Source organism: Mycobacterium sp. IS-1264 (assembly GCF_001954195.1).
Classification (GTDB): Bacteria; Actinomycetota; Actinomycetes; order Mycobacteriales; family Mycobacteriaceae; genus Mycobacterium.
In genome coordinates, this window is the sequence record NZ_MBES01000019.1 from 18,240 (window position 1) to 32,820 (window position 14,581).

Here is a 14,581-nt window from a genome sequence, read left to right on the forward strand (position 1 = left end):
AATAACAGTCGGGGCGCCCTCGTCTTCTACCGTTTGTCGGCCCGGCAGCGAGCGCATGACCGTGGGGAGGAAAAATCAGTGATCTCGTCGGATGTGCGCACCGGCCGGCCTCCGCCGATCTCAGTCAGTGACCAGCGCCGCGGGTCCGACGAAACCCGGGCCGTGTTCACCGGCGTGCTGGTTCTCTTGCTGTCCACGGGCTGGGTGGCCAACCACTTCGTCGCGCTGATGCCGTTGATCGGCGAGCGCCAACATCTCGGCGCGGCCAGGCTCGACGCGATCTTCGCAATCTACGCGCTGGGATTGCTGCCAGGACTGCTCGTCGGCGGCCGGGTATCCGACGCGCTCGGGCGTCAGTCGGTGGCGCTGGCGGGCTCGACAACCGCCATTGCGGGCACATTGGCGATGCTGGTTTCCCAGCACCCTGACGTATTGCTGGTGGGACGGTTGATCGTCGGGATCGGTGTGGGTCTGTTGATGAGTTCCTGCACCGCGTGGGCATCCGATCTGAAGGGTCCCGCGGGTGCGGCCACGGCGGGCGCTGTGTTGCTCTTGGGTTTCGCCATCGGCCCGTTCGCCGCGGGTGTGATCGCGCGGGCCGGACAGCCCGGCGTGCGGGTGTCGTTCGGGCTCGCCGCCGCGATTGTCGTGCTGGCCATGGCCATCACCGTCGTGGCGGTGCGGCGCATGGGCGCGACGGCGCCGGCAACGGCACGGGGCTGGGAGCCTTCGGTGTCAGCACGGCAGGGGACCGCGTGGGCGCTGAGTTGGGCCATGCCTCTGGCGCCGTGGGTGTTCGCCTCGGCGACGTTGGGGTTCATCGCGATCCCCACCCGGGTACACACCGGGCTCGCCGCTCCGATGGCCGTGGGCGCCGCGACGCTGATAGTCAATGGAGTCAGCGGGCTAATTCAGGTGTTGGCGCGTGTGTTTCGCTGGGGTCCACACGCCGGCACCGCCGGTGCCGTGCTGGCCGCGCTCGGTTACGCGGTCACTGCGGCCGCCCCGCCGACCATATCGCTGGCATTGGGCCTGCCGCTGTTCGTCGTTCTCGGGTGCGCGTCCGGACTCTGTTTGCGCGAGGGCCTGATCGACCTGGAAGCCGCGGCGCCGCAACGCATCCGGGGTGCGCTCGTCGGAGTGTTCTATGTGGTGACGTACGTCGGCTTTGGCCTGCCCTTGATCTTGACGACGGTCGGGTCGGGCGTCTCCGCGACGATTCTCGCCGTGATGGCGGTCCTGGCGCTGGCAACGGCGGTGAGTCGGGCGGTGCGGCTGCGCCGAGATCCTCACCGCCCGAGTTGATTCAGGCGAGTTCGATGGCTTCCTGTTGGATCCGTTCGAACTGAGCGCCCATCGCCTCGGACAGCGCGGTCGCGCCGGACAGTGGGCGCACCATCACCATGAAGTCGTCGATCAGACCGTCCTCGTTGAAGTGCAGGAAATCGCAACCGGTGATCTTCTTGCCCGCCACCGTCGTCTCGAACACGAACGCGTGGTCGTGACCGTTGGCGTCGTTGATTTCGCGGATGTAGTGAAAGTCCTCGAAGATCCGCAACACTCCGCGCAGGATTGCCGCGGTGATCGGCTTGCCGACATACGGCTTGAAGGCCACCGGGCTGGTGAACACCACGGTATCGGCCAGCATCGCGTGGATGGCCGCCTCGTCGCGCTCCTCTACCGCCTTGCGGAACGGATGCATCAGGACACCTCGCATTGTCAATTGTTGGGTCCGCTCGATTGACGCTAGAACACCGGTCACGGCGCCGGGCCTGTCAGGTAGTGGGTGATCACCGGTCGCAGCCATTCGGTGAGGTCTGCGTCGTCCATGGCGGTAAGTGAAGGGATGCAAAGGACGTAACGGGCCACCGCGAGGCCCAGGAGTTGCGATCCGACCAGGGCGGCGCGTTCGGCGGCACGATTGGGGACGACTGCGGCCAATGCCGGCGCTACCCGATCGACGAAGACCTCGAGCAGAGCATCAGCGGCGGCTCGGTTTGTCGCGGCCGCCCGCAGTAGCGGGAGAAACGGCCCCTCCGGGCCCCATACGGCACCGAACAGCGGCAGGAGCACATCGGCGACCTGGTCGGGTGCGACGTCGGAGAGATCCGGGAACGTGATGTCGAACCTGGATGCCGCGGCGAAAAGTTCTGCCTTGCTGCCGAAATAGTGCATGACGAGCGCCGGATCGACGCCTGCCGCTGACGCGATCGACCGGATGGTCGTGCGTTCGAAGCCATGGTTTCCGAACTGCGATCGCGCGGTGGCCAGGATGGTCGATCGGGTCGCCTCTCCATCACGCACCTTGGTGGGCATACCGCTCAGTGTATTCAACAACTGTTGACACCCCCTGCATTCCGCGCCTATCGTTGAGTTCAACAGTTGTTGAACTCAAGGTGGGAGGTCACGGCCATGGCGATCACAGCGATCCAGATTGGGCTCGACCCCGACGCGATCGATTACTCCTCACCCGACTTCGCTCAATTTCCGGGCCTGTCGCCGCAGCAGCTACGCGCCGCCAATGATGACAACGTCGCCGCGTTGCGCGCCGCCGGCTACGACGTCGACAACTGCCTTATCGAATTCGGCGATGCCGGAGCTGAGACTGCCCGTCGGTGGCTGGAAGCCAAACACTACGACGCGGTGCTTATCGGCGCCGGTGTGCGACTCGTCGCGAACAATACGCTGCTATTCGAGTCGATCGTCAATGCCGCACACACCACGCAGCCCGGGTGCCGTTTCGTCTTCAATCGTGCAGCCAAGCCAACGCCCGACGACATCCGGCGCTGGTATCCAGACCCGGAGGCGGTGGCGTGATGTCCGCACACGACGTTGATGTGCTCGTCGTCGGCGCCGGGCCGACGGGCCTGACCGCCGCTGGTGACCTCGCTCGGGCCGACAGGTCGGTCACCGTGCTAGAGCGCTGGCCCGTGGCCAACCCGGCAAGCCGCGCCTTCGCCACCATGGCCCGCACCCTCGAGGTCCTCGATGCCCGCGCGCTGGCCGACGATCTGTTGGCGCACGCACACACAGCGCCGGGAGTCACGATTTTTGGCGGTGCCCGCATCGACCTCACGCACCTCGACTCGCCGTACCGATTCGCGATGATCACTCCGCAGACCAACGTCGATCGGGCGCTCGCGGGCTACGCCATCGCGCAGGGCGCCGATATCCGGCGCGGTGTCGAGGTGATCGGACTCGACCAGGACGCCGAGGGCGTCACCGTGACCGCGCGGGCTCACGGCGACAACGAATCCCGTCACACCTGGCGGGCGCGGTACTTGGTCGGCGCCGACGGCGCACACAGTACCGTTCGTGAGTTGGCGGGTGCGGATTTCAGCGGCAAAACGATCCTGTCATCGATCGTGCTCGCCGATGTCAAGCTGACACACGGGCCGGCCGGCGGCGGCCTGACACTGGGCAGTACCCGCAATGAGTTCGCATTCTTAGCCCCCTACGGACGCCATGACTCCGGCGGGTCGTGGTACCGCGCGATGGTATGGGACCGCAACAATCAAGTACCCGATACCGAACCCGTGGACACCGGCGAGATCGTCGGCATCCTTGCGCGGGCAATGAACACCGACCTCGGAGTGCGCGAGGTGGGGTGGAGGTCCCGATTCCATTGCGACGAACGACAAGTCGGACAATACCGGCATGGCCGTGTGTTCCTCGCCGGAGACGCAGCGCACGTCCACTCTCCCATGGGGGGACAGGGCATGAACACCGGCATCCAGGACGCCGCGAACCTCGCTTGGAAGATCGATGCGGTACTCGCGGGAGCGAACGACGCCGTACTCGACAGCTACCAGTCGGAACGCCATCCGATCGGCCAGCGGGTGCTGCTGCAGTCCGGTCTCATGGCGCGTGGCGTCACACTCCGTCCGCGAGTTGCGCGGAAGCTACGAAACTTGCTGATGCCCAGGATCCTTCGTATACCTCGCGTTCGCGACGCGGTAGCCGGAAGCTTCGCGGGAACCACACTGCGGTATGCCCACCGGAAGGGCGAGAACTCTCTAGTTGGCACCTGCGCGACGCAGATCTCGTTGACGCAAGGCCGGCTCACCGAGTTGCAACGCACACCCGGCTTCGTTTTGATTCGTGAGCGCGGCACACCTCCGGTTGACGTAGCTGGAGTGCTTCAAGCGGAGCGGGGCGATTCCGGTCCGGCGGTGCTGGTGCGGCCCGACGGTTACATCGCCTGGGCCGGCGATTCCGCCGACCGGTCCGAGTGGGCGGCGGCCCTCGCTTGGTGGGCGGGATCGAGCTACGGAGCCGGGGTGCTTACCGGGTAGTTGCAAACGGATTGACTGGTTCTACCACCATGGGTCACGATGGCCGCGAGGCGCACGGTGGGCGGACTTGGGGGTCGGAATGGCTGACATCACCGAATTGATCCTCGCCGACCACAATTGGTTCCGCGAACAATTCGCCAGGCTGGACGATCTGCAGGCGCAGACGCCGGAGGACCACCGCGCAATCGAGCGGGTGTGGCGTCCGCTCGCCGACAAGCTCGATGTGCATGCCTACATCGAGGAGAAGATCTTCTACCCCCAATTGCTCAAGCGCGGCGCCGAGGATCCCGAAGGCGAGACGCTCGACGCCATCGGCGACCACAACGAGATTCGCGACGGCGTGCGCGACGCGAAGGCGGCCCCGATCGGGAGTGAACCCTGGTGGGCGGCTGTCGGCCGCACCCGGATAGCCAACGACGACCACATGGCCGAAGAGGAACGCGAAGGCCTGTCGGACTTTCGTCGGCACGCCCCCATCGGCCTACGCGAGGCGCTCGGGCAGCAGTACAGCGAGTTCATGGTGCGCCATCCCACCACCAAGGGGCTGCCGATCGCCGATCGCGACCCCGCACGCTACGTCGAGCACCTCGAGGACAGCCCGCAACCCACCCGCACCGACTATTCGCTCCGGATCGGCAGCCTGAAAGGCCAATGAGCCGGTCAGATCGGAAGGAGATCTCGCATGGCCCGCGAAAGCCACGGCACCCCACCGACGCCGCCCAAGGACGCCAGGAAGACGACCGAGGAGCAGCGTGATCTGCAGGAGAAGCTGAACCATCGGGACGAGGATCCGGATGCCCCTGGTGCGCATCAGTCGCGGTACGACCTTCCGGACGAAAGCACCCGTTAGATCGGTGCGTCAGGCGCGCCGAACCAGGTGGTGAGCGCGTCGGCAAGCTCGGGCCCGGCCCGGTCACCCACCCAGGCGACATGTCCGTCGGGCCGGATCAACATCGCGGGCGCGGCGGGGATCGCACCGAGCGCCGGAAGCTCCCAATCCCCAACGTGTTTCGCGTCGACAAGTTGGACTCGACCGGCCCATGGTGTGATGTCGACACCACCGGGCTCGCCGAGGTTGAGTAGCACCGGACGGGCGTCGTGGAGCAGGGTGAAAACCCGCGTCGCGCCGTTGGCGGTCACGAGGTCGAGATCGGGCATGCGGCGCCCCAGCAACGGGTGGCCCTCGCCGAGGTCGTAGTGGATGTCCAGGCCGGACATCATGGCGGCGAATCGTCGGCGGGCCTCGTCGAAGCTGAGGAGTTCGGAAACGACGTCCCGCAAGGCCTCGGTCCGGTCATCGAGGAGGCGAAGGAGCGCGATTTGCGCCATGGTGTTGCGCAGCACGCGCGCCGCGACCGGGTGCCGTTCGGCATGGTAGGTGTCGAGGAGGCTATCGGGGGCGGTCTGCTTGATCACCTGTGCCAGCTTCCATCCCAGATTCACCGCGTCCTGCACACCTGTGTTGAGTCCCTGCCCGCCTACCGGGTGATGCACATGCGCGGCGTCGCCGGCCAGCAGGACTCGCCGGTCGCGGTAGGCCGCTGCCTGACGTGTCGCATCGGTGAACCTGGAAATCGAAGTGGGACTGTGGATTCCGTAGTCCGTTCCGTAAACAGCGATGAGCGCCTCACTCAGATCGCGTAAGGTGGGGTCGCCGTTTGGTGCGGGGTGCCGTTCGGTCACCATGACCCGAGCCGGGCTTCCATCCGCCAGCGCATGAACGCCGAGGGCGTCGTGGCGGATTCCCCATTCCGGCGGTTGGTCTGCCTCGAAGGCCATTTCGACCTCGGCGATGAGATAGCTCGTTGTCGGATCCCAACCCGGAAAGTCGATGCCGGCCGCTTTACGTGTAAGGCTGCGCCCCCCGTCGCAGCCGACGAGGTACTCGGCCCGCAGCAACTGGCCGTCCGCTGTCTCGACGTCGACACCCGTGCCGTCTTGCGCGATACGCGTCACCTCGCGTCCGCGATAAATCGGCACGGCCAGCTCCTCGACCCAGGACGCCAGTATCCGCTCGATATCGTTCTGCCACAGCGCGAGCCCGTAGGGATGCCGGGTGGGGAAATCGCTGATGTCCAAACGAATTTGGGCGAATCCGGCGACCTGCGCTATCTGACCCTCTGAAAGGAATCGGTCGGCGATTCCGCGCTGATCGAGGACCTCGATCGTGCGCGAATGCAAACCGCCTGAACGCGAGCCGATCACCTCTTGGCTGGCGCGCCGCTCGACAATCGCGACGTCAATACCCGCCAATGCCAATTCACCCGCCAGCATGAGCCCTGTCGGGCCCGCCCCGACAACCACCACCGCGTGGGCGACCGCGCGGCGTGACCTATCCGACTCAAACGAAACATGCACGTCGCAACCCCCGACTGAATGAGTTCTGGCTTCGGCCAACGATTTTGCGGCATTACCCCGGTCTTGCCGCAAGCCCCCGGGTGCGCTATATGTTGAAGGTGAGGGGTTAAATTCGCGCGGAGCGCTCCTAGAAAACCGCGAGCCAGATGGCGATGTACTGGCAGATCGCCGCCACCGCGGTGCACGCGTGGAAGAGTTCGTGATAACCGAAGGTCGTCGGCCAGAGCCGGGGCCAGCGCAGCCCGTAAAACAGCGCACCGATGCTGTACAACGCGCCACCCACGGCTAGCAGCACCGCTGCGGGCAATCCGGCGTTGTGCACGATCGTCCCCGCGTACCAGACCGCGACCCAGCCCAGCAGCAGGTAGAGCATCAAGCTCAACCAGCGCGGGGCCGTCGGCCAGAACAATGTCAGCGCTATTCCGGCTACCGCGCCGCCCCACACGATCGCCAGCACGACATCGCCGGTCCCGCGCGGCATGTCCAGCCGCGCGAACGGTGTATAGCTGCCGGCGATGAGAACGAAGATCATCGAGTGATCGAGCCGCCTCATCCAGTTCCGGACGACCGCCGACTCCCAGTTGACGCGGTGATAGACGGCGCTGACCGCAAACAACGCCACTATCGCGAGGGTGTATGTCAGGGTCGAGTGCCCGGCCCGCTTGGATACCGCCGCCCACGACACTGCCACCAGCGGCATACCCGCAATGACAAACGCGATGGCGCAGTACTGGTGGATCCAACCGCGCAACCGTGGCTTGGTCAGCACATCGGAGGGCGCGGGATCGCCGGTGCCTACCGCGATCGGCCCAAGGGACTCGGGCCGAGCGATCGAATCCGTCTGGTAGCTCATCAGTCCCTCTCCCACAGGATTGCGCCGTCCAGTTGCTTTGTCCCCCGGCAACCTGGGCTCCTCCCTATATCGTCTCGACGGGCTTTTCGTTACGGCTATGTGCCACCTACGAATTGGCTGACCGCGGGCACGTCGATCACCATCGGTTGCGACGGCTGCGGCGTGATTTCGAGGAGGCCGTCGTCGGACTGACCGAAGCCGCTGATCAACAGGGCCTCACAGTTGTCGGCGCCGTCCTCGTAGCGAGGGTAGAGATAGTTGCCGGAGACGCGATGATCGATATGAGAGGGCGCCAGATACAGCGCCGCGTTCTCCATCCAGCCCATTTTGGAATCCTCGACAATGATCGGCATGTCGCCGGGAAGCTCGGCGAGCACCCGCCGGAATTGCTCGACGTTCATCGACCGCCGCCCTCCCTCGCTGCGTGATCTGCTGGCCTTGGCGCAGATGTCCTCAACACGGAGCGCCAGGCTAGGAGCGGGACGCTGAGAGCCCGCTGAGAAGGTCCCTGAGCTCGGCGGGCCCGCGCTGCAGAATCAGACTGTGTGGATGTCTGCGATCCGCCCGTTTCGGCACATGGGGTTCCTGCGATCGGTGCATCCCCGCAACTTGGGCATTCCCGCTCGCTCAGCCGCGGTATCGGCGATCGTCGTCTTGGTGGGACTTGCTTTTGCGGGCGCGGGTTTGGACGCCATCCTGTACCGGTCGTTGTTGGCGGGTGTCGACGATGCCAGCGCCGGCAGAGTCCGCGACATTGCGCAGGTGCTGCAGACCAATTCGCTCAACGAGCTCGACCGCGACCTTTTGACTACGGATCAGCGCGTGGTAGCAATCCAAGTGATCGCTCCCGACGGCAAGGTGGCAAGGCGATCCGGGTCGGCACCGCAAACACCACTCCTGCCCATCAGCGGGTTCGACTCCAATTTGCGCCGCGGTATGCCCGACGATGCGGTGCCCCACGATGACATGCGCATCAGCGGTCAAAAGGTGGACACTGCATCCGGTCAATACACGGTGCTCGTCGGAGGTGGCAGCGAGGCGGTCGAGGCAACCGCACGGGTGGTCGCGCTGCTGTTGGCTTGTGGCGCCCCGATCATCATCGCGGTAGCAGCGGCAGCGACCTACTTGCTCGTCCGCCGCTCACTACAGTCGGTGGACGAAATCCGAAGTAGGGTGGCCGAAATCTCGACGTCCGACTTGGCCGAACGGGTGCCCGTACCAAGCAGTCGCGACGAGATCGCGGCTCTGGCCCTCACCATGAACGAAATGCTGTCGCGCATCGAAGCCGGTCACCGCGCGCAGAAACGGTTCCTGGGCGACGCCTCGCATGAACTGCGCAGCCCGCTGGCCACCATCATCTCCGGATTGGAGGTCGCCGAGGCTCATCCCGAACTGCTCAATGCCGAGCTAGCCGTCAATACCCTGCTTCCCGAGGCGCAACGGATGCGGACCCTGATCGACGATCTGCTGTTGCTGGCCCGCGCCGACGAGCACAGCCTGGTGCTGCGCAGGGAGGAGACCGCCCTCGACGGCCTCGCCGAGGAGCAAGCGGCACGTGTGCGGCGCGAAACGCAATGCAGGCTCGAAACCGACATCCGTCCCGCGCGCCTGACCGGTGACCCCGCGGCACTTTCCCGCATGATCCGCAACCTCGTGGATAACGCTGTCCGCCATGCGAACTCGCAAATCGCCATCGAAGTCGGCAGCCAAAACGGAAGCGCAACACTGATCGTCAGCGACGACGGGCCTGGCATCGCCCCGGCCGAACGGACCCGGGTGTTCGAGCGCTTCGTGCGCCTCGATTCGGACCGTTCACGCAGCGGAGGAGGAACCGGGCTGGGCCTGGCGATTGTCGCCGAGGTTGTCGCCGCTCACGGCGGCGCAGTCACCATCGACGACCGGCCCGGCGGCGGGACCAAGGTGATCGTGACGCTGCCTCAGCACGACAACCGGTAACCGACGCCTCGGACCGTCTCGATGGTGTTGGTGCCGAAGGGGGCGTCGATCTTGCGGCGCACGTACCCCACGTAGACCTCGACAACGTTGTCGGGACCTTGGTAGTGCGCGTCCCACACGTTGCGCAATATCTCGGCCTTCGTCACGACCGTGTCCTTGTTGCGCATGAGGAACTCCAGCACTCCGTATTCACGGGGGGTCAGCGTGATCGGAGTCGAACCACGTAGAACGGTGTGCCGCGCGGGATCCAGGGACAAAGATCCGGCGGTCAACACCGCGGGCCGCTCGGGTGCGCCGCGGCGGACCAATGCCCGCAGGCGCGCGACGAGAACCCTGAACGAAAACGGTTTTGTCAGATAGTCATCCGCTCCGAGATCGAGCGCATCGGTCTCGTCGTACTCGCCATCCTTGGCGGTCAGCATCAGCACCGGTGTCCATACATCCTGTGCCCGCATTCGACGCAGCACCTCGTATCCGCTGTAGCCGGGCAGCATGATGTCGAGGACTACGACATCGAAGCTGTTGTCGACGGCCTCCTGGAGGCCCTCGACGCCGTTACCGACCGCCACGACGACGAAGCCCTCGGCCTTGAGTCCCATAGCCAGAGTCGCCGAAAGTCGTGGCTCGTCCTCGACGAGCAGGACTCTCATGCCGTCACGCTACTTCGCGCGCGGCTTCCGCCTGGCCCGGGTGACGTCCCGCGCGTTGGGGCAGGACGATGAGCAACGCGACGATGATGCCCGCGATGACCGCCGACGCCAGCGGACGGCTCAGGGCCAAGCCGCCGTCGGCGACCGGCTTGTCGAGGAAGTCGCCGACGGTCGCGCCCAGGGGCCGCGTCAGGATGAATGCCACCCAGAACAGGGTCACCCGCGACACGCTGGTCCAGTAGTACAGGGCGACTACCACGAGCAGAGCCGTGGTGAATACCAATGCCCCGCGCTCGTAACCGAATCCGCGGGTATCGGCGAGCCAATCCCCAAGCGCGGTGCCCAGCGTCTGCGAAAACGTGATCGTCGCCCAGTAGAACGCCTCCACCTTCGGCGTCGAAACGGTGCTCACGGACACCGTTCCCTGCGTCCACCGCCACAACCCCAGGGTGGCCAGGAGGCAGGCAAGCAGCAGAAGCGATCCGCCCGTGTAGCCGATTCCCAACTGCCGGTCGGCGAAGTCGGCCAGCGTCGTGCCGAAAGTTGTCGAGGCGACGATCGTCGCCCAGTACAGACTCGCGTGGAAGCGCTTGGCGAAGATCTGCGCCGCAACCAGGACAACCAGGGCCACACCGAAGAGAACGACACCCGCGACGTAGCCCCAGTTCAGCGTCATCGTCACGGTGTCGCCGCCGGTCTCGCCCAGCGTCGTCGCCAATATCTTGATGACCCAGAACCCCAGGGTGACCGCCGGGACCTTGGTCAACGCCTGTTTCGTCATGTCGTTCATCTGGCAGTGACCTTCCGGCCTCGGTGTTTCCTGCATGCCTACGGTAACCGCGCTGAGAAAACGCTGAGATCATTCCCGACGCGGAAGCAGCACAGAGAGATCAAGGCCGTCGACCGCTTGCCCGATACACACGGCTCGCAGGACGTTGTTCGTGAACGCTTCGGCGTCCCCCCACGGGAGGTACGGCTTGGTGATGAGGAGGGACGCAACACCGTGGGCCGCCGCCCACAGCTGCAGGGCGGGTGCGACGGAATCACCTGGCGGAAAGAACTTTTGGTCGATGAGTTCTTGCACAGTGTCTTGCAGGTGGACGAACGCCGAGCTGATGAGCGTTTCGTCGAAGTCGCTACCCCGCCGTGGCGGGGCGCCGGTAGCCACCCGATACATCAGCGGTGTCGCAACCGCGAATCGCACGTAGGCGATGCCCAGGGCATGCAATCGTTCCAGTGGGGTCGGTAGGTCGCGCGCGGCGTCTTGCATGACCTCGCCGAGGCGGCGGTAGTATTTCGCGCACACGGCATCGAGCAGCTCGTCTTTGTCGGCGAAATGCCGATAGAGCGAAGGGGCGGAGATGTTCAGCGCCCGCGTTACTTCTCGCGTCGAGGGTGCCTTGGTGTCTCCCGACGCGATGATGAGTTCCGTTGCCGTGTCGATGATTTGCTCACGCAGCTGCCCGCCCGATCCCCGGGGCAGGCGTTGCCGACGCGTTTCAGGATGCATAGGCGTTTTCCTCGAGCGGCTCATCGGTGATCCCCCAGCGGGCATGCCAGCGCACCAACGCCGCGGGTGCCCACCAGTTGAGCCGGCCCAAGATCCTCATGAAGGCCGGCACCAGCAGCATTCGTATGATGGTGGCGTCCATCAGGATTGCGATGGTCAGTCCGGTTCCGAACATTCTCATGAACGACACTTGCGCGGCGATGAGCGCGGCGAACGAGATCGACATGATCACGGCGGCGGCGGTGATCACGCGGCCGGTGCGGGCCACACCAAGAGCCACCGATTCGTCGTTGTCGGCGCGGGTGCGGCCCGAATTCATCCAATACTCCCGAATGCGGGACATCAGAAATACCTCGTAGTCCATCGAAAGCCCGAAGGCGATACAGAACATCAGAACGGGCATGTTCGAGGTGATCGTCCCGGTGGGCGCGGTGCCCAACGCGCCGAGGTGGCCTTGCTGGAATATCCAGACCAGGGCACCGAACGTCGCCGTCAGGGATATGACGTTGAGAACCAACGCTTTTAGCGGGAGCACCACCGAGCCGGTCAGCATGAACAGCAGTGCGAAGGTCACGACGGCGATGATGCCCAGCACCCACGGCAGCCGAGAGAGTATGCCGTTGACGGCATCGCGGTCCAGTTGTGCTCCGCCGCCGATCATCGGATGGGCGCCCCCGGGCGCCGGTATTGCGTGCAGGGCGTCGAGCTGGCGTTCGGCGGCCGCCGTGTATGGCTCGATCTTGGTCTGCACGGTGAAAAGCGCCGTGTCGTTTTTGATTCCGGTGTGCATCGCCGCCGGGCCGGCCTTGTTTCCGTTGACATAGGCGCCGGTTGGTGCCGACACCGACGAAACCCCTTGCACGCGCGAGAGCTCGGCGGCGTAGCCGTCCAGCTGTTGGCGCGCGGGCTCCGTCACGTGCTCGACGATGACGGAGAGGTTCGTAGCATCGTCGTTGCTGTAATTGGTCCGCAATTCGTCTCCCACTTGGCGGGCCGACGCCGACGCGGGCAGCGTCCGATCATCCGGGAAGCCGAGCTGTACGTCGAGAAATGGCAGTCCCAGAAACAGAAGCGCGGCAACTATTGCCACGGCTATCGGAATGGCATGTGCCATAACACGTTTGGCGATCCGATACCAAAACGTCTCGGTGATGTCCCGGGCAACGGGTTCTGGACGGCGCGTGACGCGTCGCACGAACCGACGGATGTCAAGCGCATCGATGCGATCGCCGAGCAGGGTGATGACCGCGGGAACGATCACCAGGGCCGCCACCGCGCCCACGCTCACTACCGCCACCCCGGCATAGGCGAACGACCTGAGGAAATACATCGGGAAAAGGACCAGCGAAACCAGCGCCAGAGCCACGGTCAAGGCGGCGAACAACACGGTCCGTCCCGAGGTGCGCATGGTCAATACCAGCGCCTCGTCGCGACTCATCCCTGAGGCGACCTCTTCTCGGTACCGGTTGATGATCAGCAGTGAGTAGTCAATTGCCAGCCCGAGTCCCATCGCGATGGTCAGGTTGAGGGAAAAGATCGAAACGTCGGTGAAGTAGGTCAGGGCGCGCAGCACCGACATGGCCCCAAAGATCGAGAAGAGACCCACCACCAGCGGTAGGAGCGCCGCGTTGAGACCACCGAAAATCGCCACCAGCGCAACGAAAGTCACCGGGATCGCGATCAATTCCATGGTCAGCAGGTCGCGCTCGGTCTGCTTGGTGATCTGGCCGTAGACGGTCGCCATCCCGCCGGCGCGCACCGAGACCCCGTCGCGATCGTGCCCGAGGCTTTTGATCAGGCTGGCGGCATGCTTTTGGGCGTCGTTCTCGCCGCCGACCAGGCCGGCCACAATCATCCCGGACTTACCGTCCTTACTGAACAACTCGGCCGCGACCGGGGGCGGCGCGTTCCATGCGGACGTCAAATTGAGCACGACCCCGGAGCGGCGCAGCTCGGCTTCCAACTCGCCGGCGACCTTGGCCACGGCAGGAGTCTTTGCGCCTTGCTCACTGCTGAGCATCAACACCAGCGACTGGTCACTGATACCGAACTTGTCGACGAGAGTCTGCGCCACCCGCGCAGATTCGGACGTCGGGTCCTGCTGCCCACCCGCGGCAAGGTGCCTCGCGACCGGGAGACCGAACACGGCGGCGGCGACCGCCACCAGCAATGCCGCCCCCAACACCAGTCGCGGCGCACCGACAACAAATCGCGTCAACCGTTCCAGCATCAGCATCCTTCGCAATAAGGTAGCGACGCTACCGTAGCGACGTTACTCCGAGGCGGTCAAGGCCAATGGGCAGATCCGCGTCGCCGTCGGGCTGAGTTTCGCGTAGTCAACTACGCGTGTGGCGCGTCCGTCGAACGACGGAATGTGGGAGCGGCCGCACAGGTGGTGCGGCGATCCCAACGCCGTTAGGAGCATGAAATGACCATTGACAATGACGCCGTCAACGCCGAGCCGACAGTGGACGAGAAACCAGAGTCGGCGTGCAAGCACATATCACCGGTGGACCTTTTAAGCGACGTACGCCTCCACCCCGAGCCGAGTCCGTTCGAGGTCGCGAAAAAGTGGTGGGTTTGGTCGGGTGTCACGCATGTCGGTGACTGTGTCCTGCAGGACGAGATGTTAACGATTCAAGCTGACGGAACGGCGAACTTCTTTGCGCACGTGAAGTCCAGTGACGATGACGACCGATGGGTGTTCTACGGTGGCATCTCCTTGCTCGACGTGCACGGCGTCGTCTTGTGGACCAGCCCCAAGCTGATCGGCCCGCCGATGATTTGGGAGGACGAATGGGCGACCTGGGACGAGAATTTCGGGTTCCCAGCCGTGTGGTTCGACTCCGCCGCCAGCGCACGGATTAACCAGGCGCACTGCTGATCCCGTTAGGTGTTCCGTTGCCTGCCCGGCCGCCGCACCGACGCCAGCGTTGACGCGGTGGCCGCGGCGGTCGGC

The 14,581-nt window shown here is 64.9% G+C and carries 16 protein-coding genes; 7 read left to right on the forward strand and 9 right to left on the reverse strand.

Annotated elements, in window-relative coordinates:
* Nucleotides 1-78: 78 nt before the first annotated feature.
* Nucleotides 79-1,305 carry an MFS transporter gene (locus A5744_RS04515; protein ID WP_076058779.1) on the forward strand — a complete coding sequence of 409 codons (1,227 nt, stop codon included), beginning with the start codon at nucleotides 79-81 and terminating at the stop codon, nucleotides 1,303-1,305.
* Between the two features lies 1 nt (nucleotide 1,306).
* Here A5744_RS04515 and A5744_RS04520 read toward each other — a convergent pair whose 3' ends face one another.
* Nucleotides 1,307-1,702, reverse strand: a complete 396-nt coding sequence (locus A5744_RS04520) for a nuclear transport factor 2 family protein (RefSeq protein ID WP_076058827.1) — start codon at nucleotides 1,700-1,702, stop codon at nucleotides 1,307-1,309.
* Nucleotides 1,703-1,758: 56 nt separating this feature from the next.
* A complete protein-coding gene (locus A5744_RS04525) occupies nucleotides 1,759-2,316 on the reverse strand; it encodes a TetR/AcrR family transcriptional regulator (RefSeq protein ID WP_076058780.1) in 558 nt (185 codons plus the stop codon).
* A 96-nt stretch (nucleotides 2,317-2,412) separates the two neighbouring features.
* Between A5744_RS04525 and A5744_RS04530 the strand changes: the two genes are divergently transcribed.
* From A5744_RS04530 to A5744_RS24580, 4 genes are all read left to right on the forward strand, one after another.
* Nucleotides 2,413-2,817 (forward strand): hypothetical protein, encoded by a 405-nt coding sequence (locus A5744_RS04530; RefSeq protein WP_076058782.1) that lies wholly within the window; start codon nucleotides 2,413-2,415, stop codon nucleotides 2,815-2,817.
* Nucleotides 2,817-4,295 (forward strand): FAD-dependent oxidoreductase, encoded by a 1,479-nt coding sequence (locus A5744_RS04535; RefSeq protein WP_076058784.1) that lies wholly within the window; start codon nucleotides 2,817-2,819, stop codon nucleotides 4,293-4,295. The genes A5744_RS04530 and A5744_RS04535 overlap by 1 nt, the downstream gene beginning before the upstream one ends.
* A 79-nt stretch (nucleotides 4,296-4,374) precedes the next feature.
* The gene (locus A5744_RS04540) at nucleotides 4,375-4,950 is read left to right on the forward strand and encodes a hemerythrin domain-containing protein (RefSeq protein WP_076058786.1); all 576 of its coding nucleotides are present in this window, start codon (nucleotides 4,375-4,377) and stop codon (nucleotides 4,948-4,950) included.
* A gap of 27 nt (nucleotides 4,951-4,977) precedes the next feature.
* On the forward strand, nucleotides 4,978-5,145 hold the full coding sequence (locus A5744_RS24580) for a hypothetical protein (protein ID WP_170874425.1): 168 nt from the start codon (nucleotides 4,978-4,980) through the stop codon (nucleotides 5,143-5,145).
* Here the strand turns inward: A5744_RS24580 and A5744_RS04545 are convergent.
* The 3 genes from A5744_RS04545 to A5744_RS04555 all read right to left on the reverse strand — a co-directional run bounded on the left by A5744_RS04545 (nucleotide 5,142) and on the right by A5744_RS04555 (nucleotide 7,907).
* Nucleotides 5,142-6,653, reverse strand: a complete 1,512-nt coding sequence (locus A5744_RS04545; protein ID WP_276206956.1) for an FAD-dependent monooxygenase — start codon at nucleotides 6,651-6,653, stop codon at nucleotides 5,142-5,144. The genes A5744_RS24580 and A5744_RS04545 overlap by 4 nt on opposite strands.
* Nucleotides 6,654-6,780: 127 nt before the next feature.
* Nucleotides 6,781-7,506 carry a hemolysin III family protein gene (locus A5744_RS04550; protein WP_076058789.1) on the reverse strand — a complete coding sequence of 242 codons (726 nt, stop codon included), beginning with the start codon at nucleotides 7,504-7,506 and terminating at the stop codon, nucleotides 6,781-6,783.
* A 95-nt stretch (nucleotides 7,507-7,601) separates the two neighbouring features.
* Complete coding sequence (locus A5744_RS04555; protein WP_076058790.1) at nucleotides 7,602-7,907, reverse strand: hypothetical protein; 306 nt, start codon at nucleotides 7,905-7,907, stop codon at nucleotides 7,602-7,604.
* A 175-nt stretch (nucleotides 7,908-8,082) separates the two neighbouring features.
* Between A5744_RS04555 and A5744_RS04560 the strand changes: the two genes are divergently transcribed.
* Entirely contained in the window at nucleotides 8,083-9,462 is a 1,380-nt protein-coding gene (locus A5744_RS04560; RefSeq protein WP_076058792.1) for an ATP-binding protein, read from the forward strand.
* On the opposite strand, the gene A5744_RS04565 is transcribed toward A5744_RS04560, so the two are convergent.
* The 4 genes from A5744_RS04565 to A5744_RS04580 all read right to left on the reverse strand — a co-directional run bounded on the left by A5744_RS04565 (nucleotide 9,444) and on the right by A5744_RS04580 (nucleotide 13,852).
* Entirely contained in the window at nucleotides 9,444-10,112 is a 669-nt protein-coding gene (locus A5744_RS04565; protein ID WP_076058794.1) for a response regulator transcription factor, read from the reverse strand. The two genes, A5744_RS04560 and A5744_RS04565, sit on opposite strands and share 19 nt — an antisense overlap.
* A 4-nt stretch (nucleotides 10,113-10,116) precedes the next feature.
* The gene (locus A5744_RS04570; protein ID WP_076058796.1) at nucleotides 10,117-10,902 is read right to left on the reverse strand and encodes a hypothetical protein; all 786 of its coding nucleotides are present in this window, start codon (nucleotides 10,900-10,902) and stop codon (nucleotides 10,117-10,119) included.
* 69 nt (nucleotides 10,903-10,971) lie between these two features.
* A complete protein-coding gene (locus A5744_RS04575) occupies nucleotides 10,972-11,622 on the reverse strand; it encodes a TetR/AcrR family transcriptional regulator (protein ID WP_076058797.1) in 651 nt (216 codons plus the stop codon).
* On the reverse strand, nucleotides 11,612-13,852 hold the full coding sequence (locus tag A5744_RS04580; RefSeq protein WP_076058829.1) for an MMPL family transporter: 2,241 nt from the start codon (nucleotides 13,850-13,852) through the stop codon (nucleotides 11,612-11,614). Before A5744_RS04580 ends, A5744_RS04575 begins: the two co-directional genes overlap by 11 nt.
* A gap of 198 nt (nucleotides 13,853-14,050) precedes the next feature.
* Here A5744_RS04580 and A5744_RS04585 point away from each other — a divergent pair, with 198 nt between their 5' ends.
* The gene (locus A5744_RS04585; protein ID WP_076058799.1) at nucleotides 14,051-14,506 is read left to right on the forward strand and encodes a DUF6294 family protein; all 456 of its coding nucleotides are present in this window, start codon (nucleotides 14,051-14,053) and stop codon (nucleotides 14,504-14,506) included.
* Nucleotides 14,507-14,581 lie beyond the last annotated feature (75 nt).

What these genes read in the sequence shown, in the direction of transcription:
- A5744_RS04520 (WP_076058827.1), bottom strand. Translation starts at nt 1,702, where the DNA reads ATGCATCCGTTCCGCAAGGCGGTAGAGGAGCGCGACGAGGCGGCCATC.
- A5744_RS04525 (WP_076058780.1), bottom strand. Translation starts at nt 2,316, where the DNA reads ATGCCCACCAAGGTGCGTGATGGAGAGGCGACCCGATCGACCATCCTG.
- A5744_RS04530 (WP_076058782.1), top strand. Translation starts at nt 2,413, where the DNA reads ATGGCGATCACAGCGATCCAGATTGGGCTCGACCCCGACGCGATCGAT.
- A5744_RS04535 (WP_076058784.1), top strand. Translation starts at nt 2,817, where the DNA reads ATGTCCGCACACGACGTTGATGTGCTCGTCGTCGGCGCCGGGCCGACG.
- A5744_RS04540 (WP_076058786.1), top strand. Translation starts at nt 4,375, where the DNA reads ATGGCTGACATCACCGAATTGATCCTCGCCGACCACAATTGGTTCCGC.
- A5744_RS24580 (WP_170874425.1), top strand. Translation starts at nt 4,978, where the DNA reads ATGGCCCGCGAAAGCCACGGCACCCCACCGACGCCGCCCAAGGACGCC.
- A5744_RS04550 (WP_076058789.1), bottom strand. Translation starts at nt 7,506, where the DNA reads ATGAGCTACCAGACGGATTCGATCGCTCGGCCCGAGTCCCTTGGGCCG.
- A5744_RS04555 (WP_076058790.1), bottom strand. Translation starts at nt 7,907, where the DNA reads ATGAACGTCGAGCAATTCCGGCGGGTGCTCGCCGAGCTTCCCGGCGAC.
- A5744_RS04560 (WP_076058792.1), top strand. Translation starts at nt 8,083, where the DNA reads ATGGGGTTCCTGCGATCGGTGCATCCCCGCAACTTGGGCATTCCCGCT.
- A5744_RS04565 (WP_076058794.1), bottom strand. Translation starts at nt 10,112, where the DNA reads ATGAGAGTCCTGCTCGTCGAGGACGAGCCACGACTTTCGGCGACTCTG.
- A5744_RS04570 (WP_076058796.1), bottom strand. Translation starts at nt 10,902, where the DNA reads ATGAACGACATGACGAAACAGGCGTTGACCAAGGTCCCGGCGGTCACC.
- A5744_RS04575 (WP_076058797.1), bottom strand. Translation starts at nt 11,622, where the DNA reads ATGCATCCTGAAACGCGTCGGCAACGCCTGCCCCGGGGATCGGGCGGG.
- A5744_RS04580 (WP_076058829.1), bottom strand. Translation starts at nt 13,852, where the DNA reads ATGCTGGAACGGTTGACGCGATTTGTTGTCGGTGCGCCGCGACTGGTG.
- A5744_RS04585 (WP_076058799.1), top strand. Translation starts at nt 14,051, where the DNA reads ATGACCATTGACAATGACGCCGTCAACGCCGAGCCGACAGTGGACGAG.